A 23,239-nucleotide genomic window follows, 5' to 3' on the forward strand; every position below is an offset into this window, starting at 1 on the left:
GGGAAGGAGGAGTGACAGATGACAGGAAAGCATGAAGGGATCAAGAGTTTCAGAGGAATCAGGATGCTACGTAAAGAGTGGATGGCTGCGGTACTTTTCCTGGCACCTAGCTTGATCGGATTTTCCGTATTTTATCTCATTCCGTTTGCCGCGGGGCTGCTCTATTCCTTCCAGGATAATACCATCGACGGTACGTTTGTAGGCCTCGACAACTATCAGGCGGTGCTCTCCAGCGGCTCGTTCCGCAATGCAGCCGCCAACACGCTGCTCTTTACGGGAGTAAGCGTTCCGCTCATTATTGCGCTATCCCTATGCTTTGCGCATTTGCTCAACCGGAGATTGTTTATTCGGAACTGGCTCCAGACTGCGTTTGTACTGCCGCTGGTGGTCCCGGTAGCCTCGATCGTGATGATGTGGCAAATCCTGTTCGATTGGAATGGAACCCTGAATGTGTGGCTGCAGCATTTGCATATGGGACGGGTGGATTGGATGAAGTCGGGGTGGTCCATGGTGGTATTGGTGGTGGTGTATGTATGGAAGAACATCGGCTACAACATTATTTTATTTCTCGCAGGCCTGCAAAGTATTCCGAAGGATTATTATGAGACTGCGGATATAGAAGGGGCGAATGGGCTGCATAAGTGGCTGCATATCACATGGGTCTATTTGACACCAACGATGTTCATTGTGGTCCTGATGTCGATCATTAACTCCTTCAAAGTGTTCCGGGAGACGTACCTGATTGCTGGCGATTATCCGTATGATCGCATTTATATGCTTCAGCATTATATGAACAACATGTTCATGTCACTGGATGTACAAAAGCTGACGGCGGCAGCTGCGCTCATGGTAGCTAGTATCCTCCTCTTCGTAAGCTTCATGCTGATGATAGAACGCCGCTTCCGGAGCTTTATGGAATAAGGAAGGACCGTGGGCATAATGGCTTTATTTCGCAAAGTAGTGTTGACCGTAGTAATGAGTATCTTGGCGTTGGCCATGCTATTTCCAATCCTAATCACATTCTCAAACTCTTTCATGACGGAGAGCGAAATTGACTATAATTATCATCTTATTGGGAAAATGGTCAACGTTGCTGCAGGGGAGAAGAACGGTTTTATTAACCTGAAACTGATTCCCGACTGGGTTTCTTTCAACCAATATGGGGAAGTGCTGTTGCATAAACCTCTCTTCCTGCACATGTTCTGGAATTCTGTCTTTATCGTGCTGCCGATCATCATCGGGCAGGTAGTTGTAGCTTCACTGGCAGCCTATGCCTTTGCCAAGCTCCGCTTCTGGGGAAGGGAGAAGCTGTTCGTTGTATACTTAATGACGATGCTGATGCCGTTTCAGGTGACGCTTGTCCCCAATTACATTATTGCGGACAAGATGGGGCTGATGAATAGCACATCTGCGATCATTTTGCCGGGAATATTCAGTGCGTTCGGTGTGTTTATGCTGAGGCAGTCCATGCTGCATATTCCATATTCTTACCTTGAGGCAGCCAAGATGGACGGGGCCGGACAGTTGAGGATTTTCTACTCGATCATGCTTCCGCTTATCAAGCCGGGCATGGCGGCCTTGACGGTACTGCTGTTCGTGGATAACTGGAATATGGTGGAGCAGCCGCTGATCTTTTTAGAGGATGCTTTCAAACAGCCGCTGTCCTTATACTTGTCGCGAATTAATGAGGGGGCCCGCGGTGTGGCGTTCGCTGCATCTGCGTTGTATATGGCTCCCATGGTATTGCTGTTTTTATATGCGGAGTCGTATTTTATTGAAGGTATTCAATTATCGGGCATTAAAGGGTAGTTTATTCACGGGGTGATCACATTGGAAGTGCAACATGCAGGGCGCAAGAAAACAATCGCTGTAATCGCAGGCGTGTTTCTCGGGCTGCTGATCTTATTCACCTTGTTCAGCAATACGTTAATGTCGTTAACCTTGCCGAAGGTAGCGCTTGTCACGGTGAGCCGCGGCGTGCTGAGTCATGAATTTCAGAGCATTGGCGTTCTGAAATGGAAAGCGGAGACTGAACTAAGCAGTACCTCTGGCTGGAAAGTGAAGAAGGTGGCGGTCAAGAAAGGCGATGTGGTGCAAAAAGGACAGACGCTGATCACTTATGACAGCAAGGACATCAAACTGCAGATTCAGGATGAACAAGGAAGCCTCGCCAAATTAAAGCTGTCCACGGGCAGTTTGCAATATGCCTTAATGGAGGCCATGCAAGGCGGGGATAAAAAAATAATCAATGACGCAACAACCGCCTATAAAAGTCATGAGATTGATATCGAGACCCAGCAGCGGCACATTCAGAAACTGCAGGACAGCCTAAAGGAGAATTCGAAGCTGGTCGCCCCCTTTGCGGGAATAGTAACCAAAGTTAACGCAATGGAAGGTTTTCCTTCCAGCGGACCGGATGTGATGATTTCTAATCGAGATCTGGGCTTGATGTTAGAGCTATCATTGCCAACTCCGGCAGTTGCCCTGCTCAAGGCCGGGGATGAGCTGGATGTGCAAGTGAATGGCAAGGAAGCCAAACAAATGAAGGGGCAGATCGAGAGCATTCAGGATGGTGATCCTGTGAATTCAGATATCGGGGAAAGTGCGAATGGGAATTCCACGGTTCCCATGAGGAAGCTCATCCTCTCCATTCAAGACCCTGCTGCTAAGGAAGGTGATATAGCTCAGGTTGATCTGACCCAAACGCTGGAGGATGTGGTGCTTGTACCGAATGCGGCCATTCATGATGAAGGTGGCAAGAAATATGTATTTGGCATTGAGCAAAAGGACGGGCCGCTCGGCAACGCCTTTTATGTTCGTAAAGTTTATATCACGGTTGATGATGACAATGCGTCGTTATCTGCCGTAACCGGCGGACTGTTTGACCAGGAATCTATCATTATAGAGAGCAGTGAACCCTTGCAGGAGGGCAACAAGATTCGTATGTAGACATTCTGGAACAACATGTTTTGGTAGTCACAGTACCACCCGTTGAACGGGTGGTACTGTGACTTATTTTTTTCTGGAATTATGTCTTGGCAAATGGGGGATAATGTAAGTTTAGTTGTTTTTGGTATAGTAGAGCAGGCATCAGCCCAAAGGATGTGGATCGGTTCTTCGTCCCTTTTATCGTGCGATAAATCACGTACATGCGGTCCGGGCGGGCATGGTCTGGGCTTGCGATTGCGAAGTGGATTGTCGAGGCGCATCATGGTCGGATTGCTTTGTTAAGCGAAGAAGGCAGGGGGAGTACATTTAGTGTAGATATTCCTGTAAATAAATAACATTTCGATTAATTTCGATTTTCGAATGACCTGAGTGGATGACTGTTATATAATAACGGAAAAACTTAGAACAGATGGAGTAGATATAATGAATTTTAGTAAGTCCAATGATTCCAATTTGAATCAAGACGGTCCAAACAAAGGTGAACGCTTCTCACAAGCCGGATTCATTATGGCTGCCATTGGCAGCTCGGTTGGTCTGGGCAACATGTGGAAGTTTCCTTATATTACGGGAGAGAACGGGGGCGCTGCCTTTTTCCTGCTCTTTATCGTTTGTCTTCTGTTGATTGGTCTGCCTGTATTGCTGGCCGAACTTGCGATTGGCCGCAGCGGCAGAGGAAGCGCAGCAACGGCTTTTATTAAAGCAGGTGGACAAAAGGGGTGGCTTGCGGCTGGATTGCTGCAAGTACTGACGCCGTTTATCATTCTTTCCTTTTATGTCATCATTGCAGGCTGGACGCTGCAATATGCAGTGACGTCCTTCAGCGGTACTTTGTATAACAATACCGACTTTGCCGGACAATTCGATGATTTTGTGGGCGGTTATATGCCTTTGGTGTGGCAAGTGGTTTCAGTCCTGATCACAGGCCTGATCGTAGTCAAAGGAGTCTCCAACGGCATTGAGAGGTTTAACAAGATCCTTATACCGGCGATGCTGGTGCTGCTCGTGATTCTGATGATTCGTGCGGTAACTTTACCGGGAGCTGGAGCGGGAGTATCCTTTTTCCTGAACCCCGACTTCTCACAGCTTACGACCGAATCTGCCCTGGTTGCGCTTGGACATGCCTTCTTCTCCCTGTCGCTTGGTATGGGTATTCTCGTGACATACGGTTCATATGTTGATAAAAATCAATCGCTCGGTGCAGCAACCGTTGCTGTCGGTGCGGGTGACCTGATATATGCGTTCATTGCTGGTCTGATCATATTCCCAACGACATTTTCCTTCGGGATTGCACCGGATCAGGGTCCGTCGTTGATCTTTGTGGCACTGCCTGCTGCGTTCTCGGCCATGCCGCTTGGATTCCTGTTCGGCGGATTGTTCTTCGTGCTTCTGGCGATAGCGGCATTAACATCAGCTGTATCCTTGCTGGAGGTTCCGGTGAAGTATTTCATGGAGCGATTGTCCTGGAGCCGTAGTCGTGCGGTATGGGTCATTTCACTTGCAGTCTTCCTCGTGGGCCTTCCTTCGGCACTTTCCTTGGGGTTGATGCCTGATCTGAAAATTGGCTCCAAAAATGTGTTTGACTGGATGGATTTTGTGGCGTCCAACATCATGCTTCCAGTTGGTGGATTGCTGGTTACTATTTTTGCCGGATACTTCTGGAAAAAGGCTGCCGAAGCATCCGGCCTGCGTGCAGGGTGGTTCAGGGTATGGCTGTTCATGCTGCGTTACGTAGCACCTATCCTGGTGCTTCTGGTTCTGCTGCACACCTCCGGTATTATTCACTTCTAAAACGGTTGGGAATGGAAGTGAAGAAGTAAGGTACTGTGCAGATTTGCCATTGATAAAACCTCTTGGAAGAAATGCAAAAGCCCTTGTGTTCCCTCGTCAATTTTGGGACAATACAGAGTAGAGGTTTTTTGGGTAGGACCGATGAGCCATATGCTTTTTTGCGAAAAGAGGACAATAACATGATTAAATCATCCATATATGGATTAACATTAGAGCAATTACGTGCCTGGCTGCCGGAGCATGGACAGAAGAAATCCCGTGCTTCCCGCATCTGGGAATGGTTATATCAGGAGCGTGTGAACGATTTTACCGAGATGACGGATGTCCGTCAGGAATGTCTGGATGTTATTTCCGAGCATTTTACAATGAACTCGCTGAGTGAACATGTGAAGCAGGAATCGGCAGACGGCACGGTGAAATTTCTGCTGCGTATGCAGGACGGCAATCTGATTGAAACCGTCTTAATGCGACAAAAATATGGTCTCACTGTATGTGTAACCACTCAAGTGGGATGTAACATTGGCTGCAGCTTCTGCGCGAGCGGGCTGATCAAGAAGAGCCGTGATCTGTCCGGTGGCGAAATTGTAGAACAGATTATGCATGTACAACAGTATCTTGATGCAGCTGGCCAAGGCGAGCGGGTAACTAATGTGGTCGTGATGGGAATTGGCGAGCCGTTTGACAATTTCAAGAACATGACGGACTTCATCGAAGTGATTAAGGATCGTAAAGGATTGGCGCTTGCGGCCAAGCGGATCACCGTATCGACGAGCGGACTGCCTGACAAGATCAAGGAATTTGCCGACAGTAATCTGCAAGTCAATTTGGCGATTTCGCTGCATGCACCGAATAATGAACTGCGTACACAGATTATGAAGATCAACCGCGCCTTTCCGATTGAGCAATTGATGGACGCGGTGGATTATTACCTGACGACAACGAACAAACGCATTATGTTTGAATATATTTTGCTTCGGGATGTCAACGATCAGCGGGAGCATGCCGCCGAACTGGCTGAACTACTTTCGAGCCGGAAGAGCATGGTCAGCATCAATCTGATTCCGTACAATCCGGTGGATGAGCATAGCCAGTATCAGCGGAGTACCGAAGAGTCTATTCTGGGCTTCTATGATACATTGAAAAAGAATAATATCAACGCCACTGTACGCATGGAGCATGGTACCGATATCGATGCCGCCTGCGGACAACTGCGTAGTAAACAGATGAAAAATAATACCGATGAATCGCAGCCAGGTCGTCTGGCTTTGGGATAAAGAGGTGAGAGAAGAAGTCAGGTTAACGCCCGACTTCTTTGTCATGATAATGCTAATTAAACGCTCTCCTAAGTGGAGCACTCCTAACGAACACACCACACCTTATTGTGGGAAATTACTCGAATTAGAAATGCTAACGAATCTCAGCCACTTTATTACGATAAAACCGCAGAAAAAGGTGCATTGTAGGCTGCAAAATAGTAAATAAGGTGTATACGATTCATTACATTCTCAAAATGGCTGGATCTCCAATAATAACACTTGCTGGGCTCCTTAGAACCCAAAAAGAGCATCCAAAGTCTTGTTCTTGACCTTTGAGGATGCTCTTTATTCTTTTTGTAGTTATTTCAGTTTTTTGGTCATCAGCAGATGAGGAATGCCATCTTCCATAAATACGTCCGAGGCAGCCGTATATCCGAGACGTTCGTAGAACCCGGAGGCTTGTACCTGTGCGTGCAGCTTGGCTTTGTCCAGCCCTTGGTCGAGGGCCATCTGTTCCAGCTTATCGATTAGTACACGACCAAGTCCAAGTTTTCGATAATCGATCATGACACAGATCCGTTCCAATTTGGCAACATTTTCAACTACACGCAGTCTGGAAGAGGCAGCTGGCGCACCGTCCACGTAAAGAAGGATATGACGAGCTTCTGTATCCAGTGCATCGTAAGCGTCAAATTCATCCTCCGCAGGCACCCCTTGCTCTTCAACAAAGATGGCGGTACGTATGGCGAAGCAGGCGTCGAGCAAATCTTGGCGATTAGCTTCAACAATAGTTGTATTCATGAAATATTCCCCTTTAGTCAATAGTAATCCTATCCTGACATGGTAAACTGGTACATAGCATGAACGTGTACCTGTCCCATGTGTTATCATGGTTAAAATTTGAACTGATTCAATTTAGTTATATCATCAATTATGTTGCGAATGCAACAATTCTAGATGGAGAGTGGATACATTGACTGAAAAAAAAGAAGTGCTGCGTGAAATCGGCATGATTGCCCGCTGTCTGGATTCAATCAGCAACGTGGAATTCCAGCATCTAAACCTGTCTCGTGGACAGTATTTGTATCTTTATCGCATTTGCGAGAATCCCGGCATTATTCCCAACCAGCTGGCTGAACTAATCAAAGTCGATCGTACCACGGCAGCCAGAGCTATCAGCAAACTGGAATCGGACGGATTTATTGTCAAACAATCTGCATTGGATAATAAGAAGAATAAGCTGTTATATCCGACTGATGCTGGTCTTGAAGCCTGGGAGTTTATCCGCAGAGAAGGAGTTCACTCGGACCAGGTGACGCTTCAAGGCTTGACGGAAGAGGAGGTTGAGACAGCCGTGAACCTATTGCGCCGGATGCGCCACAACATCGAGGTGGATTGGAAATTTGTCAAAAAGGGCGGCCGGCGGCCTTATATGGATCAATCTGAATAAATCCTATCTCTGTCCTTGACTGCTATAACCCATTTCATTTACGCCTGCGTGTCCTATTTTACGTATGGCTTCTTTGAAGCATGTCGATAGACGCTTTTCTTAGTAAATTCACAGAAAGTGATGCTATACTTCTTCTCATCAGGAATAAACCATTCATTGTGGAGGGGAGGGGACAACGATCATGAACAAAGCAGCCGTAAAGAAGAAATCGTATATACCGAAGAAAGACCGTAAATGGGTATTGCTCAGTCTGGTGGTGACAGCAGTTATTTTGGCTTACGGCCTGTGGAGTATGCTGCATCTATATAACAGTACGACGAACTGGAACGACCACCACATCCGCGAGGCTTATAAGGGTTATGGCTCTCAGGCCCGGATATTGCTCTTTATCGTGCTGGCTTATTACGTGATCCTGTTTGTGATGAAACGTAAATGGCTTGACGCCTGGGCGCAAATCAGGAAACTAGCTATAAAGCTGCTGGGTATTGCCCGGCGAGTACACGTCCCGGTTGCCCTGGTTGCGATGGGTTTGATTGCCCTTCATGTGGTCGGAGCCTTTTTGTTCGATTTTAGGCTGGACTTTAACCATATTACGGGTCTGCTCGCCGGTCTGGCTCTGCTTCCTGTTCCGATTGCCGGGATTTTCCGTTACAAGAAGCTAGATCGGCAGTGGCATCTGAGATCGGGTCTCGCTTTTGCTGTATTGTTCCTGATCCATGCTTTTCTATAAAAAAGAAGTACAGTGAAGCGCCAAGATGGCGCTCGCTGTACTTTTTTGGTTTTAGTTTGCCGAGGTTGAATCAGGCAAGGGTTCCAACTATAGCTTCCAAAGGTGTATAATCTTTCAGGCTGAATAGGAGAGTTGAACTTCATCATAGGACCGGAGGGGTACGCAATGAGCGAACGTGGATCTGATTTTTACGAAGATGAAGCTAATTTTGAGAAGTATATGGAACGTCGGCAGTGGCAGGAGAATGCCAATGATACGCTGGAGAAGCCTGTGATGCTGGAATTGATCGGAGACGTTGGGGGCAAGAGCATATTGGATCTCGGCTGTGGGGATGCGAGGTTCGGAGCAGAACTGCTGGGCCCTGGCCACCTTGGTGGCAGTTATACCGGAGTTGAAGGTTCAGTGAATATGATTCAAGCTGCACATGAAACGATAAAGGGCCAGAACGCGCAGATTGAGCAAGCTTATATGGAAGACTGGAGCTATCCCGCGGATACATATGATCTGGTCATTTCCAGACTAGCGATTCATTACATTGAAGATGTGAATAGCTTGTTCCGCAAGGTATATCACACGTTAAAAGAGAATGGTACATTCGTATTTTCGGTAGAACATCCTGTGATCACGTCGACATTGCAGCCTTCAGGGACCCGAACCAACTGGGTGGTTGATCAGTATTTTGTGGAGGGATTCCGGGAGCAGCAATGGCTTGGAGGTACGGTGAAAAAAATGCATCGCTCCATTGAATCCTACTACATGGCATTACAGCAGGCAGGATTTCAAGTACAGCATCTGCGGGAATCGACGCCTCAGCGTCCGTATTTTGTGAACGAGGAGACGTACCTGCGCAGACAGCGCATTCCGTTGTTTTTATTCCTCTCTGCCCGGAAATAGTACACAGAAAACTGTGGATAATTCATAATATAACCAAACAGCCCAAGAACCTGTCCACATGTGGATAAGATTCTGGGCTGCTTCGAATGTTCTGACTGTGAATAGATAAATTGAACTAAAGAATATTTACACTTGCCACTCCGATGACAGAACAACCTTCCGATCGCTGTTATCCCCAGATTTTTTTGAATCCCTTATTTAAAAGGGAAAATCCGGGGATAAAGGCGAACGCTCCGCTTCTTCAGGTTATTTCTGTCCTCTTCGTTATCGTGTAAATGTTTAGTTCAATTTATATAGATATAGAAAATTATTTATCCGATGCTCTTACATAGACACGTTCTCCATGCCGATCCACATCCACAGGTGATTCAAAAAAGTTACTCAGTACGTCTTTATTCATCAACTCGCTGGTTAATCCGCTATTCACGATCTCGCCCCGACGAAGCAGCAGGCTGTGACTGAATACAGGCAATATTTCCTCCGTATGATGAGTTACATAGATGAGCGAAGGGGTATCCGGCTTCTGCGTCAACTCGCTGATACTTTCCAGCAGCCGCTCTCTGGAGAACAAATCAAGCCCATTGCAGGGTTCGTCCAGAATGAGAACACGGGGGTTAGCCATCAGGGCTCTGGCGATGAGCAGCTTCTGCTTCTCCCCCTGGGAACAGGTGCGATATTCGCGATCCCACAAATGCTGACAGCCGAGCGTATGCATCAATTCACGTGCCTGATCCAGATCCTCGTCTGACAGTTTATCGTACAGTCCGATGGTGGCGTGTTTGCCGCTGATGACAACATACTGTGTGCGATCGGTACCATATAATTTCTCCTGAAGGGAGGAGCTGACCCAGCCAATGGACTTCCGCAGCTCGCGCAGATCTACATCCCCGTAACGGTGTCCAAGCACGGATATCGTACCTTCTGTCGGCCAGAGATATCCGGTGATCATGTTCAGGAGTGTGGTTTTGCCGGAACCATTCAGGCCAAGCAGTGCCCAATGTTCGCCTTCGTTTACACGCCAGCTGACATCGTTCAGCAGGGTGATCGGTCCCCTTTTCCAAGTAACATGTTGTACATCAATGATCATGGGTTATTCCTTCCTTCTGTTAACCTCTGTCTCAATTATCCTGATTTATTGTAGTCACAAAACGACTGACGTTTCAATGCATATTAGGCGTTTCGTGGCCGATCCCGGCGCAGGAATACAGCACACACCCCAAGCAGCGGCAAAAAGGAACACAGCTTGATGACGAATGAAATGCTGGTCACATCAATCAGGGAACCGAGCACAACCGATCCAAGTCCTGCCATACCAAATGACAGACCGAAGAACAATCCCGATACCGTCCCAATATGACGTGGGAGCAATTCTTGTGCGTAGACAATGATGACGCTGAAGCCGGACATCAGAATCAACCCGATGATGCCGCACAGCACTATGGATAGAGCAGGCCCCGTATAAGGCAGCAATAGTGAAAATGGTGCAGTACCCGCAATGGAGAACCAGATCATCGGTTTACGTCCATAACGGTCAGCCAATGGGCCGCCGAGCAAGGTGCCAACCATGCCTGCAAATTGCAGAACGAACAGGCAGATCTGAGCCTGCGAAAGAGGCAGGTTATACGCATCGGCGTAATAAAAAGCATAGTATCCGGTCATGCCAGCAATATATACGAATTTGGAAAACAGCAGCAGGATGAGAATACCCATTGTAAACGCGATAAATCCCCGACTTACAGGCTGGGCAGCAGGCTGCACAATGCCGTTTACCTGTACAGGCTGTTGCTGACGGCTGCGATTGTCCGCCAATTTGTCTCTATACCAGCGGCTAACGGAAGACTGGATAAAGATCCCGATTAGGGCAAAAGCCATCAGCCACAGAAAACTAAGCTGCCCATGCGGGAGCAGGATAAAGGCAACGAGCAATGGGGCGAGAGCCTGACCGGTATTACCACCGACCTGGAAGATGGACTGTGCCATTCCGCGACCGCGACCTGCCGCCAGATGGGCGACGCGTGAGGATTCGGGATGAAGAATGGATGAGCCTATGCCGATCAATGCTGCGGAGACAAGCAGCATCCATAGCTCTGACGACAAGGCAAAGCCGAGAACACCGATCAGGGAGAATAACATGCCGCCAGGCAGCAGAATTGGCATTGGCTTGCGATCAGACATATAACCTACCAGCCGCTGAAGGACCGATGCGGTAATATTCAATGTGAAGGCAATCCAGCCCATCTGGGCGAAACTGAGCTGCATGGTTTGCTGAAACAGCGGGAAAGCAGACGGGACAACGGTCTGCATCGCATCATTCAGCAGATGGGCGAAGCTGACCCCGGCAAGCGCCCAATTGGCGGAGTGATTGATTTGCAATTTGCTTACAGCGGTTTGAGCCACGGGAGATCACCTCGAATTATTTTTTTACCATGATAAAAGATACAGACAGCTATTGTCTTTGTGAAAAGTGCTTGGAAAGTGAGCACGATTTGCTATAATGTCAGCAGGTGAGGAAACGATGGAATTAAACATGATGCTGAATGGATTGGAATTGTGGAAAGCTTCTGGCGGATTCGCCAATGAACCCCATGTGCACGATGACTGGTATCAGGTAACGATGCCTGTAAGAGGCGAGTGTCATCTGGTGCAGGAACAGCAGACATATCCTCTGCAAGCAGGATTGGGGATTATTGCCCATCCCCGGATGGAGCACTTTTTCGAGATTGGTGCGGATTCCGCGGTTATCGTTATCAAGTTTCGCAATCCGCCAATTGGCGGCTTGGAGGATTCAGATCAACAAGGAGCGCAGACTGAGTTTCGGACCACACAAACCTTCGATCCGGCTGAGATCAGCAGACTGTTTCGAGGCTGGAACGCCATTTTGCTGGACGATGCGCCCGAACCATTGCAGATACAGGAAACGGAGCTTGCGGTAGAGACATATCTTGGACGGATGCTGTCTGCTCAACCAAATGGGAGTAATCTGAAGCTGGCAAACACAGGAATGGGTGGGGTAGTGAGTGCGGGCGGGAGCCTGGTTTACGGGCAGCTTCAGAATCTGCTTCAGCGAACAAGCGGCAACGGCGGCGCGTTCATCGACCCCCATCTACGGCGCGTGCTGGAGTATATACACAGTGACTATACAAGTCCAATGGACATCGAATCCATGGCGGCGGTTGCGCACCAGAGCAGATATCATTTTATGCGTTCCTTTAAGGCACTGACAGGTTCAACGCCGTATCAGTACGTACTGAATTTGCGTGTGGAGGAAGCGACCCGACGACTGCGCCATACACCAGATTCTGTGACCACCATCAGCTTTGGGCTGGGGTTCTCCAATGTCAGTCAATTCTACAGGGCGTTTCAGCGAGTGACGGGTGTAACACCGATGGAGTATCGGAACCAGATGTAGAAATCCGAAGACGTTGGGCCATAAGTACACGTTTCAAAAATAAAACAATCCTGCGCTGCGCCAGAACGCTGGCGGAGGCAGGCGTGAAGCTGAACGCGATCTGTCACGGGGCAGGACTGAGTCTGGATCGGGATGGTTCGTACAGTTATTATGTCAGCGAGCAGATTGTGAGTGACTCGTTCATGGGCGTGGCGCCGCTCCTGCTGGCTGCGCTGGAAATGGAGCGATTGCTATGAACAAACCTCTGTCACAAGGAGCGAATCTGGATCTGTACAGGAATGGCTACCTAGTTGCTGCGGACGGAAGTGGCGATTTTCCCACTATTCAGGCTGCGATTGATGCGATTCCGGCCGACTGCACTGAAAAGTATACGATTCGTATAAAGCCAGGCACCTATGTTGAAAAACTGCAGATCGAGAAGCCGATGGTCCACCTCGTTGGTGCGGGAGCCGATCAGACCATCATCACGTATGATGATTACGCGCTCAAGAAGTTCCCGAACGGGGAGTTGTATCATACCTTTCATTCCTACACGGTCTTTATCGGTGAAGATGATTTTACCGCAGAAGGGCTTTCCTTCGTAAACTCGGCTGGACCTGGTGGTGAGGTTGGTCAGGCGTTGGCCGTCTACGTGGATGGGGATCGGGCAGCCTTCCGGCATTGCCGATTTATAGGTCACCAGGACACGATCTTTACCGGGCCGCTGCCTGAGCAGCCGATGGACCGGAGTTTCTTCGGGGGGCCGCGTGACGGGGCGGAGCGGCGGAAGCTGCGTCAATATTATGAGGACTGTTACATTGAGGGCGATGTCGATTTTATTTTTGGTTCGGCTACGGCGGTGTTCCAGGGGTGTGAGATCTTTGCAAAGAACCGTTTATCCGATTCAGCGGCGGAGGGAGACGTGAACGGATGGATTACCGCTGCCTCTACACCCGAGGATGTACGTTATGGCTATGTGTTTATCGATTGTGACCTAACCAGCAATGCCCCCGCCCAGTCCGTATATCTGGGCAGACCGTGGCGTAACCATGCCAAAGTCTGCTTCCTGAACTGCTGGATGGGCGCGCATGTGAAGCAGGAGGGCTGGCACAATTGGAACAAGACCGATGCGGAAGCGACGGTTGCGTACGTTGAATATCATAGTGCGGGGCCTGGGGCCGGAAGTGTGATGGGGAGAGTTCCATGGGCGAAAATACTCAGTGAGCAGGAAGCGTCCGAATACACTGTGCCTGTTATTTTATCCGGCGAGGATGGGTGGCAGCCTTTCGAAGGTATGCTGTCATATGAACTAGCTTCCTCGAAATTAAAATAAACGTGGTAATACATCCGTTACTTTAAAATAAAAAAAGGCCGTCTATCACGTCTCTTAATGACGTGGTAGGCGGCCTTTTTGTGCGGTATATTACATTTTTCGCCCCCTATAGAAATAATTTATCCCTTATCTCAATTGCATTTTACTGATTAAATACAGGGTGAGGATCTGTAAATTCCCTGTAAAATTTGGTTGATGCCTGCAAAAAGAGAAAACGAGAGGGAAGGTCCATTTTGATAAGGAAAGGGAGTGAAGCGACGCTCATCGTAAGACGGTTTTACATGCTCTATAGATCGCGGATCACATGTAAGTGCACCATTGAAGCTTTGTTTGCAAGGTGAAAATAACCTTAATACAGGAGGGATTTTGCTTGAATCAAGCTGTTCGATTCCGCCCGGTCATTACATTCGCTTTGGCATTTCTTCTGATTATTACGTGGTTTGCACCAAGAGCAGATGCCGCTGCCCAGTGGCAGGCAGGCACCGCATACAAAAAAGGAGATCTAGTAACCTATTTAAATAAAGATTATGAATGTATTCAGCCCCATACGGCTTTGACCGGATGGGAGCCCTCAAATGTGCCCGCATTGTGGAAATACGTCGGGGAAGGTACTGGAGGGGGGACTCCAACTCCGGATACGACACCACCTTCCGTTCCTGCAGGTTTAACCTCATCCTTCGTCACGGATACATCGGTCAATCTTACCTGGAACGCATCCACGGACAATGTGGGTGTAACCGGATATGAAGTGTACCGGAACAGTACTCTCGCGGCGAACACTTCAACAACTACGGCTGTAGTAACAGGACTGACAGCCGGCACCACATATGTTTTTACAGTCAAAGCAAAAGATGCGGCAGGCAATCTGTCCGCTGCAAGTACCTCTCTAAGCGTTACGACTTCCACCGGACCTTCGAATCCTGGGCCAACCGGCAGTAAATGGTTGATCGGCTACTGGCACAATTTCGACAATGGCTCTACCAATATTAAACTTCGCAACGTGTCAACAGCCTATGACGTTATTAATGTCTCCTTTGCCGAGCCGATTTCACCCGGCAGCGGAACGCTTGCTTTTACGCCGTATAACGCTACGGTAGAAGAGTTCAAGTCGGACATTGCATACCTTCAGAGCCAAGGGAAAAAGGTACTGATTTCCATGGGAGGAGCCAATGGCACGATTGAGCTCACGGATGCGACCAAGAGACAACAGTTTGAGGATTCTCTAAAATCCATTATTTCGACTTATGGATTCAATGGCCTCGACATCGATCTTGAAGGAAGCTCCTTGTCTCTAAATGCGGGGGATACCGACTTCCGTAGTCCGACGACTCCGAAGATCGTTAACCTGATTAACGGCGTGAAAGCGCTTAAATCACATTTCGGTGCCAATTTTGTTCTAACTGCTGCACCGGAAACGGCCTATGTACAGGGCGGATATCTGAACTATGGTGGTCCTTGGGGAGCGTATCTTCCAGTGATTCATGCCTTGCGCAATGACCTGACCCTGCTGCATGTGCAGCACTATAACACCGGTTCGATGGTGGGATTGGACGGCCGCTCATACGCTCAAGGGACAGCCGATTTCCATGTCGCCATGGCCGAAATGCTGCTTCAAGGCTTTAACGTAGGCGGAAGCTCGGGTCCATTCTTTAGTCCTTTGCGACCGGACCAGATTGCGATTGGTGTACCCGCTTCCCAGCAGGCTGCTGGAGGCGGCTATACGGCGCCAGCTGAGCTGCAAAAAGCATTGAATTATCTGATCAAAGGAGTATCATACGGCGGTTCTTATACATTGCGCCAGCCTGCAGGTTATGCCGGTCTCAAGGGCATTATGACCTGGTCAATCAACTGGGACGCGTATACGAATAACCAGTTCTCGAACGCACATCGTCCATTCCTGAATGGGCTTAGCACGCAAAAGACAGAGGAGGTTGTGTATTAAATGATAAATTTAAATAAACACACTGCTTTTAAGAAGACTGCAAAGTTTTTCCTTGGTCTTTCCCTGCTCTTATCCGTTATTGTCCCTTCTTTTGCACTCCAACCTGCTACGGCCGAAGCAGCAGATTCTTATAAAATTGTTGGGTACTACCCGTCCTGGGCAGCGTATGGCAGAAACTATAATGTAGCCGATATCGATCCAACCAAAGTGACGCATATCAACTATGCGTTTGCTGATATTTGCTGGAACGGCATTCATGGAAATCCAGACCCTTCGGGACCCAATCCTGTAACCTGGACCTGTCAGAATGAAAAAAGCCAAACGATCAATGTACCAAACGGAACGATTGTGCTCGGCGATCCATGGATCGATACGGGCAAGACCTTTGCAGGGGATACGTGGGATCAGCCCATTGCAGGCAATATCAATCAGCTGAACAAGCTGAAACAAACCAATCCTAACCTGAAGACCATTATCTCCGTCGGAGGATGGACGTGGTCCAACCGCTTCTCTGATGTAGCTGCGACTGCTGCAACTCGAGAGGTCTTTGCGAACTCTGCCGTCGACTTCCTGCGGAAGTACAATTTTGACGGGGTAGATCTGGACTGGGAGTACCCGGTATCCGGCGGACTTGATGGTAACAGCAAACGTCCTGAAGATAAGCAAAACTACACTTTGCTCCTGAGCAAAATCCGTGAAAAGCTGGATGCAGCGGGAGCTGTGGACGGCAAGAAGTATCTGCTTACGATTGCAAGCGGTGCGTCTGCGACCTATGCTGCCAATACGGAGCTTGCAAAAATTGCTGCCATCGTCGACTGGATTAACATTATGACATACGATTTTAACGGGGCTTGGCAAAAAATCAGCGCACATAATGCGCCATTGAACTATGATCCTGCGGCTTCAGCCGCTGGCGTGCCAGATGCCAATACATTTAATGTGGCTGCCGGAGCACAAGGGCATCTGGATGCAGGCGTACCGGCTGCTAAACTCGTGCTTGGTGTTCCATTCTACGGCCGTGGCTGGGATGGATGTGCACAGGCAGGCAACGGCCAGTATCAGACGTGCACGGGTGGTTCATCCGTTGGAACATGGGAAGCAGGCTCCTTTGACTTCTATGATCTGGAAGCCAATTACATCAACAAAAACGGATACACACGTTACTGGAATGACACGGCCAAAGTGCCATATCTCTATAATGCGTCCAACAAACGCTTTATCAGTTATGACGATGCAGAGTCTGTTGGATATAAAACGGCTTATATCAAGAGCAAAGGGCTTGGCGGAGCGATGTTCTGGGAGCTCAGCGGTGACCGTAACAAAACACTCCAAAACAAACTGAAAGCCGATCTGCCTACGGGAGGTACAGTGCCACCAGTAGATACGACGGCACCAAGCGTACCAGGGAATGCCCGTTCGACAGGCGTGACGGCAAACTCGGTGACGCTGGCATGGAATGCTTCAACAGATAATGTAGGCGTGACAGGCTATAACGTCTATAATGGCGCTAATCTTGCGACAACAGTAACCGGAACGACCGCAACGATCAGCGGACTCACAGCGGGTACGTCATATACCTTCACGGTAAAAGCAAAAGACGCGGCAGGTAATCTGTCTGCAGCCAGTAATGCAGTAACCGTAAGCACAACAGCTCAGCCGGGAGGCGATACACAAGCGCCAACTGCGCCGACAAACCTTGCCTCCACCGCGCAAACGTCCTCCAGCATAACGCTTAGCTGGACGGCATCCACAGATAACGTGGGTGTAACGGGTTATGACGTATACAACGGGACAACACTGGCGACAACAGTAACCGGAACGACGGCAACAATCAGCGGGCTTGCGGCCGATACCTCGTATACGTTTACGGTAAAAGCAAAGGATGCAGCAGGCAATGTGTCTGCAGCGAGCAACGCGGTGAGCGTGAAAACCTCAGCAGGAACGACGAATCCCGGCGTTTCCGCTTGGCAGGCCAACACAGCTTACACTGCAGGACAACTGGTCACATATAACGGCAAGACGTATAAATGTTTGCAGCCCCACACGTCCTTGACAGGTTGGGAACCATCCAATGTACCTGCCTTGTGGCAGCTGCAATAGTTAAAAATTTAATTACAACATTTTAAATTAAAGCGAGCAGTGTTCGTGTAGATTGTCTTGTACCGCTAAACCGAAGAAGATAAGAAAATGGAAGACGAAAAACCACCGGATCAAGAGCCGGTGGTTTTTCGCTATAGTATGTCAAAGCAGGCTCCTAACAGGTTTTGCCCTACTTATTTTTTATCTGTATATCAGTCTCAAGAAATCAGAAACCTTCAATTAGAAATCAAAGTTGTCCGGGTCAGGTCCAACGCGAACGTCTTCGTTCAGGGCGCTAATGCGATCCATCTCATCATTGGACAGTTCAAAGTCAAAGATGGAAGAGTTCTCGACAATACGTTTTTCCTTGGTGGACTTCGGAATGGTGATGACACCGTTCTGCAAGTCCCAGCGCAGGATGACTTGTGCTACCGATTTACCTTTCGCAGTGGCAATCTCGGTCAGGACCGGGTTGTCCAAAAGTTGACCCTGCATCAGCGGGGACCATGCTTCGAACTGAATTCCATTGTTTTCACAGAACGCTTTAAGATCAACTTGAGTCAGACGAGGGTGGTACTCCACCTGATTGATCATTGGTTTCACTTCGGCATCCTGCATCAGATCTTCAAGGTGATGGATCTGGAAGTTGCTGACGCCAATGGCTTTGACGCGTCCTGCTTTGTACAGCTCCTCCATCGCTTTCCATGCACCTTTATATTTGCCTGCTTTTGGCCAGTGAATGAGATACAGGTCCAGGTATTCCAGTCCCAGTTTGTTCAGTGATGTCTCATAAGCAGCAAGCGTCTCCTCGTATCCGAGGTCTTCGTTCCACACTTTGGATGTGACGAACAGATCTTCACGCTTCAAATTATTTTCTTTTAGCGCCTCGGCAATCGCTTGACCTACACCCGATTCGTTGCCATAGATAGCGGCTGTGTCAATGCTGCGGTAACCGTGAGCAATGGCTTGTTTAACAGCCTCGATTAATTCGGCTCCTTCTTCTACCTTAAATACGCCAAGTCCGAACCAAGGCATATGAACACCGTTATTTAAAGCTACTGTGGATTGTAAATGTTGTGCTGTCATGTGAAGTCCTCCTCATAGTATGAACCAAAATAGTAGTAATGATGTAAAACGATAAATCCTGTTGTCCTTCATTAAGTCATAGTAGATTAAATTCGAATTAACGTATTATACTAGATTTACAATAAAGGGGAAACCGGTTCCGGATGATTGCTTTAACACTGGAATGATGCATGGTTAAGCCTGTTGCTCTGACTGAACCTGTCTTACGTCTCGGATGGAGAATAGGGATCTTTACGATCAAGTGCTCTTGCCCAACCCGTCAGAAGAACGGCAACCAGGACCATAATTGCACCCACCCATGTGGTATGAATCAGACCGATGGAGTCCGTGATTACACCGCCCAAATAGGCACCGATGGCGATCCCTGCGTTAAATGCCGCGATGTTGAAGGCGGACGCCACGTCTTTGGCCTGCGGTGCATAACGTTCTGCTAGCGTCACGACGTACATCTGAAGCCCTGGCACATTCATGAAGGCAAGCAGACCCATCCCTAGAATGGTGATTAATGCTGCAAACTTGAATGGAACGGTGAAATACAGGATGCCCAGAATGATGGTCTGAATGATAAACATATAGAATAGTGCTCGGAGCGGATTGCGGTTGGCCGCTTTTCCTCCGATAATATTACCGATCGCAATGGCGATTCCGTACAGCAGCAGAATTCCCGCGACTGTTTTGTCGGAATAACCGCTGATGTCATGCAAAAGTGGGGACAGGTAGGTAAACACAACAAACGTTCCGCCATATCCCACAGCGGTAATGGCTAAAGCCAGCAGCAATCGTCCGCCTGTTACCAGCTTCAACTGTTCGCGGAATGCAGTCCGCTTTCCGCGTTGCAGCGTGGACGGTACAAGAATCATGTTACCGATGAAGGCAATAACACCGACGACAACGATAAGAATGAAAGCTGCACGCCAGCCCCAGTTCTGACCGATGAGTGTTCCCAGGGGTACACCGGTTACCGTAGCGATGGTCAAGCCGGAGAACATAATGGCAATGGCGCTCGCCCGGCGGTTTGCAGGAACCAGGTCTGCCGCAATGGTGGAACCAATGGACATGAATACGCCGTGTGCCAGAGCGGAGACAATTCGCGCAATGAGCAGCATGGTAATTCCGCTCGATAGCGCAGCCATGGTGTTACCCGCGATAAAAACGACCATAATGGCAAGCAGCAGTGTCTTGCGTGACACCGTTGACGTTAGTGAGGTCAGAATCGGTGCCCCGAAGGTTACACCTAATGCATATAAAGTAACGGTCAGTCCCGCCGTCGTTACGGAAATGCCCAGGTCATCTGCAATAAGGGGCAGTAATCCAACGCTGATAAATTCAGTGGTGCCGATGGCAAACGCACTGATTGCCAGTGCCAGCAGTGCCCAGGTACTGCGTTTTGAATCTTGAATCATTTTTTGTTCAACTCCTAGAATGTAGATTTACTTACCGGCAAATGCTATTATGAGTTATTCGACATAAAATGAATAGTACGTACTTTTTAGTACCCTACGTACTTTTTAGTGCCTGTATAGCATTTGTTTCTATGAAATAAGAATTCCGGGAGGACATTCAGCATGATCAGAAAGAAATATAATATTTCCGTTGAAGCGACGCTTGAAGTCATCGGTGGCAAGTGGAAATGCGTCATTCTCTGCCATCTGACACACGGGAAGAAACGGACCAGTGATCTGAAACGTATTATGCCCGCAATTACGCAGAAAATGTTAACACAGCAGCTTAGGGAGCTTGAGGATGACGGGATCGTGAACCGTATTGTCTATAACCAGGTTCCTCCCAAAGTGGAGTATGAACTGAGTGAATATGGCCGAAGTTTGGAACCGATTCTGAACGCCCTATGTAACTGGGGAGATCAGCATATTATTAAGGAATACGGAGACAAATCCTCCGTGTTGGAGGATAATGGGCTAAATGATTTTAACACGGACAACAAGGAGCTGATGAAGCCATGAACTATGAAATTCTATATGATGGTGCATTTGCGATGCTTAAGGTGCAATTGCAACGGGGAGAACGGTTCAAGGCGGAAAGTGGGGCCATGGTATCCATGACACCAACCGTTGATTTGAAGGGATCTGCTGAAGGCGGCATGTTTGGCGGAATCGGACGGATGCTCAGCGGCGAGAAATTCTTTTTTCAGGAATTGACGGCTGCAGGGGGATCTGCGGAAATTCTGCTCTCGCCGTCCAGCATGGGAGATGTGGAGGCGGTTGAACTGGATGGTTCTTATTCGCTCTACGTACAGAAGGATGGATTTCTGGCTGGAACGGAAGGCATTCAGGTGAATACCAAAATGCAGAACCTGAAGAAAGGTCTTTTCTCTGGAGAAGGTTTCTTTATTATAGAAATCAGTGGTCGAGGAACCGTGTTCCTGTCTTCCTATGGTGCCATCCATGCCATCAATCTGGCTGCGGGTGAAGAAGTGATTGTGGATAATGCTCACTTGGTCGCATGGCCGAGTTATGTGGATTATCGCATTGAGAAAGCATCCCAAGGCTGGTTATCCAGCGTGACGAGTGGAGAAGGATTGGTATGCCGATTCCGGGGTGAAGGTACTGTTCTAATTCAGAGTCGTAATCCGCATGGATTTGGCCAATGGGTGAAGCAATTTATTCCTTCACGCTAATGTTTCCCATTGCAAATGTACAACGTTGAAACACATCGGTTCCAACATTCGTTATAAGATAGATGAAGCTTAAGGTGTAATGATGGAGGTATATAGAAATGGAAAGCTCACGGTATAAAAATGCTCAGGAAAGCCCGGGGTATCTGCTATGGCAGGTGACTACGATGTGGCAAAAGGAAATACGCAAGGTGCTGGAGCCTCTGGAATTAACCCAACCCCAATTTGTATTATTGCATGCCTGTGTGTGGCTCAATGAACGCGACACTGAGGGCAAGGGAGTAACCCAGGTCCAGCTAGCGCATTTTGCCAATGTGGATGTTAATGTTACTTCTCAAGTCCTCCGTGCTCTTGAAAAGAGAGAGTTGATCACTCGCAAGCGTCATCTTACAGATACCCGTGCGAATATTATTACAACAACGCCGGAAGGAACCCGCTTGGCACTTGAAGGTATTCATCTAGTTGAAGCCGCCGACAAGTTGTTCTTTGATGTGTTAAGTGATCGTAAGGACGAATACATGGAAATCATGCAGGAATTTATCCGACATAAAACAGATGTTTAATTCATAGAACGATTTTTTTCTATGTTTTTTAGACTACAGTGTGTAGTGAAGTTGGAAGTTGTTTTGTCAATTTAATTCTAATTTTCTTATACAAAAGTTGAAATAACCTCCCTGACTTTTTAGCCGGGAGGTTATTCCTGTTGCTTCAATTTCAATCTATCCGATATGTGGCAAACGGCTTACCATAGCGAAATGAGTCGCTGAGTTGATCGAGCTCGGCGATCATGTCATCGCTTAGTTTCATGTCCAGGCTGGCCAGATTATGCTCCAGCTGTTCCGTACGAGTTGCCCCAACGATAACCGTCGAAACAGCAGGGCGTGATAGTAACCATGCAAGGGACAGGACGCTTGGGGAGCATCCGTACGACGATGCCTTTTCACTGACCTGCTCCCCCAGTTGAATATTGTGTTTCAGTAGAAAACGGTTGAAGGCTGGATCGGTATCTGCTCTGGAACCGGAAGGTACGCCAGCTTCGCCGTTGTATTTCCCTGTCAGAATGCCGCCTGCCAGCGGGAAATACGGGATGATGCCGACGCCCTGATCAAGGCACATCGGTACAAGTTCAAGCTCAGGTGTGCGATCCGCCAGAGAGTAGCTGGTTTGGGTCGAGATATAACGTACATATCCTTTCAGCTCGCTGGTGCCAAGAGCTTTCATCAGCTCCCAGGCTGCATAGTTGGAAGCACCGATATAGCGGACTTTGCCGGAAGTGACCATATCATCCAGTGTGCGCAGCGTCTCATCCAGCGGTGTGTGCGGATCAAAGGTATGGATCTGATACAGATCCACATAGTCCGTCTGCAGACGCCGCAGGCTATGCTCAAGCTCTTGCTGCAGATGATAGCGCGAGGAACCGCGCCCATGGGGACCGTCATGCCGGGGGAGTCCGGCTTTGGTAGCAAGCACAGCGTTTTCCCGTCGACCTGTGAGGGCCTGTCCGATAATCCGCTCTGATTCCGTTCCGGCGTAGATGTTGGCGGTATCGATAAAATTAATTCCCTGATCCAGTGCCGCATGAATAATGCGGATCGAAGTCGGGTCGTCCGACCGTTTACCAAAGGCATTGGTGCCGAGTCCAAGTGCGGAAACGCGTAGACCGCTATTCCCCAAACGTCGATATTCCATCGCTCATCGCTCCTTCTGTGTCA

Annotated in this window: 23 protein-coding genes; 17 read left to right on the plus strand and 6 right to left on the minus strand. The window is 48.5% G+C overall.

Annotated elements, in window-relative coordinates; all coding sequences use genetic code 11:
- Positions 1-18 precede the first annotated feature (18 nt).
- The 6 genes from P364_RS0108550 (at position 19) to rlmN (ending at position 6,011) form a co-directional block, all read left to right on the plus strand.
- Positions 19-921 (plus strand): carbohydrate ABC transporter permease, encoded by a 903-nt coding sequence (locus tag P364_RS0108550; RefSeq protein WP_024629722.1) that lies wholly within the window; start codon positions 19-21, stop codon positions 919-921.
- Positions 922-939: 18 nt separating this feature from the next.
- A complete protein-coding gene (locus P364_RS0108555) occupies positions 940-1,809 on the plus strand; it encodes a carbohydrate ABC transporter permease (RefSeq protein WP_029880841.1) in 870 nt (289 codons plus the stop codon).
- Positions 1,810-1,836: 27 nt separating this feature from the next.
- Positions 1,837-2,949 carry an efflux RND transporter periplasmic adaptor subunit gene (locus tag P364_RS0108560; RefSeq protein ID WP_236642138.1) on the plus strand — a complete coding sequence of 371 codons (1,113 nt, stop codon included), beginning with the start codon at positions 1,837-1,839 and terminating at the stop codon, positions 2,947-2,949.
- 200 nt (positions 2,950-3,149) lie between these two features.
- Positions 3,150-3,284: an ATP-binding protein gene (locus P364_RS38590; protein ID WP_328285953.1), complete on the plus strand. Its 135-nt coding sequence runs from the start codon at positions 3,150-3,152 to the stop codon at positions 3,282-3,284.
- 88 nt (positions 3,285-3,372) lie between these two features.
- A complete protein-coding gene (locus tag P364_RS0108565) occupies positions 3,373-4,737 on the plus strand; it encodes a sodium-dependent transporter (RefSeq protein ID WP_024629725.1) in 1,365 nt (454 codons plus the stop codon).
- A gap of 179 nt (positions 4,738-4,916) precedes the next feature.
- Positions 4,917-6,011, plus strand: coding sequence for a 23S rRNA (adenine(2503)-C(2))-methyltransferase RlmN (gene rlmN, locus P364_RS0108570; protein ID WP_024629726.1), 1,095 nt, complete (start codon positions 4,917-4,919; stop codon positions 6,009-6,011).
- Between the two features lie 342 nt (positions 6,012-6,353).
- Here the strand turns inward: rlmN and P364_RS0108575 are convergent, their stop codons facing one another.
- On the minus strand, positions 6,354-6,794 hold the full coding sequence (locus tag P364_RS0108575) for a GNAT family N-acetyltransferase (protein WP_024629727.1): 441 nt from the start codon (positions 6,792-6,794) through the stop codon (positions 6,354-6,356).
- A gap of 208 nt (positions 6,795-7,002) precedes the next feature.
- Between P364_RS0108575 and P364_RS0108580 the strand changes: the two genes are divergently transcribed.
- The 3 genes from P364_RS0108580 to P364_RS0108590 all read left to right on the plus strand — a co-directional run bounded on the left by P364_RS0108580 (position 7,003) and on the right by P364_RS0108590 (position 9,067).
- On the plus strand, positions 7,003-7,443 hold the full coding sequence (locus tag P364_RS0108580) for a MarR family winged helix-turn-helix transcriptional regulator (protein WP_029880842.1): 441 nt from the start codon (positions 7,003-7,005) through the stop codon (positions 7,441-7,443).
- A gap of 181 nt (positions 7,444-7,624) precedes the next feature.
- The gene (locus tag P364_RS0108585; RefSeq protein WP_024629729.1) at positions 7,625-8,173 is read left to right on the plus strand and encodes a hypothetical protein; all 549 of its coding nucleotides are present in this window, start codon (positions 7,625-7,627) and stop codon (positions 8,171-8,173) included.
- A gap of 165 nt (positions 8,174-8,338) precedes the next feature.
- Positions 8,339-9,067, plus strand: a complete 729-nt coding sequence (locus P364_RS0108590; RefSeq protein ID WP_024629730.1) for a class I SAM-dependent DNA methyltransferase — start codon at positions 8,339-8,341, stop codon at positions 9,065-9,067.
- A gap of 307 nt (positions 9,068-9,374) precedes the next feature.
- Here P364_RS0108590 and P364_RS0108595 read toward each other — a convergent pair whose 3' ends face one another.
- Together P364_RS0108595 and P364_RS0108600 are read right to left on the minus strand one after the other, a co-directional pair.
- Positions 9,375-10,154 carry an ABC transporter ATP-binding protein gene (locus tag P364_RS0108595; RefSeq protein WP_024629731.1) on the minus strand — a complete coding sequence of 260 codons (780 nt, stop codon included), beginning with the start codon at positions 10,152-10,154 and terminating at the stop codon, positions 9,375-9,377.
- Between the two features lie 83 nt (positions 10,155-10,237).
- Entirely contained in the window at positions 10,238-11,464 is a 1,227-nt protein-coding gene (locus P364_RS0108600) for an MFS transporter (RefSeq protein ID WP_024629732.1), read from the minus strand.
- A 118-nt stretch (positions 11,465-11,582) separates the two neighbouring features.
- Here P364_RS0108600 and P364_RS0108605 point away from each other — a divergent pair, with 118 nt between their 5' ends.
- From P364_RS0108605 to P364_RS0108625, 5 genes are all read left to right on the plus strand, one after another.
- Positions 11,583-12,476 carry a helix-turn-helix domain-containing protein gene (locus tag P364_RS0108605; protein WP_024629733.1) on the plus strand — a complete coding sequence of 298 codons (894 nt, stop codon included), beginning with the start codon at positions 11,583-11,585 and terminating at the stop codon, positions 12,474-12,476.
- Positions 12,477-12,559: 83 nt separating this feature from the next.
- Positions 12,560-12,712: a hypothetical protein gene (locus tag P364_RS37300; protein WP_442952275.1), complete on the plus strand. Its 153-nt coding sequence runs from the start codon at positions 12,560-12,562 to the stop codon at positions 12,710-12,712.
- A complete protein-coding gene (locus P364_RS0108615) occupies positions 12,709-13,788 on the plus strand; it encodes a pectinesterase family protein (protein WP_024629734.1) in 1,080 nt (359 codons plus the stop codon). The genes P364_RS37300 and P364_RS0108615 overlap by 4 nt, the downstream gene beginning before the upstream one ends.
- A 370-nt stretch (positions 13,789-14,158) precedes the next feature.
- A complete protein-coding gene (locus tag P364_RS0108620) occupies positions 14,159-15,730 on the plus strand; it encodes a chitinase (RefSeq protein WP_024629735.1) in 1,572 nt (523 codons plus the stop codon).
- Entirely contained in the window at positions 15,731-17,830 is a 2,100-nt protein-coding gene (locus tag P364_RS0108625) for a glycosyl hydrolase family 18 protein (protein ID WP_029880844.1), read from the plus strand.
- Positions 17,831-18,049: 219 nt separating this feature from the next.
- Here P364_RS0108625 and P364_RS0108630 read toward each other — a convergent pair whose 3' ends face one another.
- Complete coding sequence (locus P364_RS0108630) at positions 18,050-18,895, minus strand: aldo/keto reductase (RefSeq protein WP_024629737.1); 846 nt, start codon at positions 18,893-18,895, stop codon at positions 18,050-18,052.
- Positions 18,896-19,098: 203 nt separating this feature from the next.
- Positions 19,099-20,298, minus strand: coding sequence for an MFS transporter (locus P364_RS0108635; RefSeq protein ID WP_024629738.1), 1,200 nt, complete (start codon positions 20,296-20,298; stop codon positions 19,099-19,101).
- 162 nt (positions 20,299-20,460) lie between these two features.
- On the opposite strand from P364_RS0108635, the gene P364_RS0108640 reads away from it, so the two are divergent.
- From P364_RS0108640 to P364_RS0108650, 3 genes are all read left to right on the plus strand, one after another.
- Positions 20,461-20,856, plus strand: a complete 396-nt coding sequence (locus P364_RS0108640; protein WP_024629739.1) for a winged helix-turn-helix transcriptional regulator — start codon at positions 20,461-20,463, stop codon at positions 20,854-20,856.
- The gene (locus P364_RS0108645; RefSeq protein WP_024629740.1) at positions 20,853-21,530 is read left to right on the plus strand and encodes a TIGR00266 family protein; all 678 of its coding nucleotides are present in this window, start codon (positions 20,853-20,855) and stop codon (positions 21,528-21,530) included. Before P364_RS0108640 ends, P364_RS0108645 begins: the two co-directional genes overlap by 4 nt.
- A gap of 98 nt (positions 21,531-21,628) precedes the next feature.
- Positions 21,629-22,090: a MarR family winged helix-turn-helix transcriptional regulator gene (locus P364_RS0108650; RefSeq protein WP_024629741.1), complete on the plus strand. Its 462-nt coding sequence runs from the start codon at positions 21,629-21,631 to the stop codon at positions 22,088-22,090.
- A 151-nt stretch (positions 22,091-22,241) separates the two neighbouring features.
- Here the strand turns inward: P364_RS0108650 and P364_RS0108655 are convergent, their stop codons facing one another.
- Positions 22,242-23,216 carry an aldo/keto reductase gene (locus P364_RS0108655; RefSeq protein ID WP_024629742.1) on the minus strand — a complete coding sequence of 325 codons (975 nt, stop codon included), beginning with the start codon at positions 23,214-23,216 and terminating at the stop codon, positions 22,242-22,244.
- Between the last annotated feature and the right edge of the window lie 23 nt (positions 23,217-23,239).

This window comes from Paenibacillus sp. MAEPY2 (genome assembly GCF_000499205.1).
In the GTDB taxonomy this organism is placed as follows: Bacteria; Bacillota; Bacilli; order Paenibacillales; family Paenibacillaceae; genus Paenibacillus; species Paenibacillus vandeheii.

What these genes read in the sequence shown, in the direction of transcription:
- rlmN (WP_024629726.1), top strand. Translation starts at nt 4,917, where the DNA reads ATGATTAAATCATCCATATATGGATTAACATTAGAGCAATTACGTGCC.
- P364_RS0108645 (WP_024629740.1), top strand. Translation starts at nt 20,853, where the DNA reads ATGAACTATGAAATTCTATATGATGGTGCATTTGCGATGCTTAAGGTG.
- P364_RS0108640 (WP_024629739.1), top strand. Translation starts at nt 20,461, where the DNA reads ATGATCAGAAAGAAATATAATATTTCCGTTGAAGCGACGCTTGAAGTC.
- P364_RS0108595 (WP_024629731.1), bottom strand. Translation starts at nt 10,154, where the DNA reads ATGATCATTGATGTACAACATGTTACTTGGAAAAGGGGACCGATCACC.
- P364_RS0108630 (WP_024629737.1), bottom strand. Translation starts at nt 18,895, where the DNA reads ATGACAGCACAACATTTACAATCCACAGTAGCTTTAAATAACGGTGTT.
- P364_RS38590 (WP_328285953.1), top strand. Translation starts at nt 3,150, where the DNA reads ATGCGGTCCGGGCGGGCATGGTCTGGGCTTGCGATTGCGAAGTGGATT.
- P364_RS0108565 (WP_024629725.1), top strand. Translation starts at nt 3,373, where the DNA reads ATGAATTTTAGTAAGTCCAATGATTCCAATTTGAATCAAGACGGTCCA.
- P364_RS0108605 (WP_024629733.1), top strand. Translation starts at nt 11,583, where the DNA reads ATGGAATTAAACATGATGCTGAATGGATTGGAATTGTGGAAAGCTTCT.
- P364_RS0108590 (WP_024629730.1), top strand. Translation starts at nt 8,339, where the DNA reads ATGAGCGAACGTGGATCTGATTTTTACGAAGATGAAGCTAATTTTGAG.
- P364_RS0108655 (WP_024629742.1), bottom strand. Translation starts at nt 23,216, where the DNA reads ATGGAATATCGACGTTTGGGGAATAGCGGTCTACGCGTTTCCGCACTT.
- P364_RS0108550 (WP_024629722.1), top strand. Translation starts at nt 19, where the DNA reads ATGACAGGAAAGCATGAAGGGATCAAGAGTTTCAGAGGAATCAGGATG.
- P364_RS0108575 (WP_024629727.1), bottom strand. Translation starts at nt 6,794, where the DNA reads ATGAATACAACTATTGTTGAAGCTAATCGCCAAGATTTGCTCGACGCC.
- P364_RS0108625 (WP_029880844.1), top strand. Translation starts at nt 15,731, where the DNA reads ATGATAAATTTAAATAAACACACTGCTTTTAAGAAGACTGCAAAGTTT.
- P364_RS0108555 (WP_029880841.1), top strand. Translation starts at nt 940, where the DNA reads ATGGCTTTATTTCGCAAAGTAGTGTTGACCGTAGTAATGAGTATCTTG.
- P364_RS0108585 (WP_024629729.1), top strand. Translation starts at nt 7,625, where the DNA reads ATGAACAAAGCAGCCGTAAAGAAGAAATCGTATATACCGAAGAAAGAC.
- P364_RS0108580 (WP_029880842.1), top strand. Translation starts at nt 7,003, where the DNA reads ATGATTGCCCGCTGTCTGGATTCAATCAGCAACGTGGAATTCCAGCAT.
- P364_RS0108635 (WP_024629738.1), bottom strand. Translation starts at nt 20,298, where the DNA reads ATGATTCAAGATTCAAAACGCAGTACCTGGGCACTGCTGGCACTGGCA.
- P364_RS0108615 (WP_024629734.1), top strand. Translation starts at nt 12,709, where the DNA reads ATGAACAAACCTCTGTCACAAGGAGCGAATCTGGATCTGTACAGGAAT.
- P364_RS0108650 (WP_024629741.1), top strand. Translation starts at nt 21,629, where the DNA reads ATGGAAAGCTCACGGTATAAAAATGCTCAGGAAAGCCCGGGGTATCTG.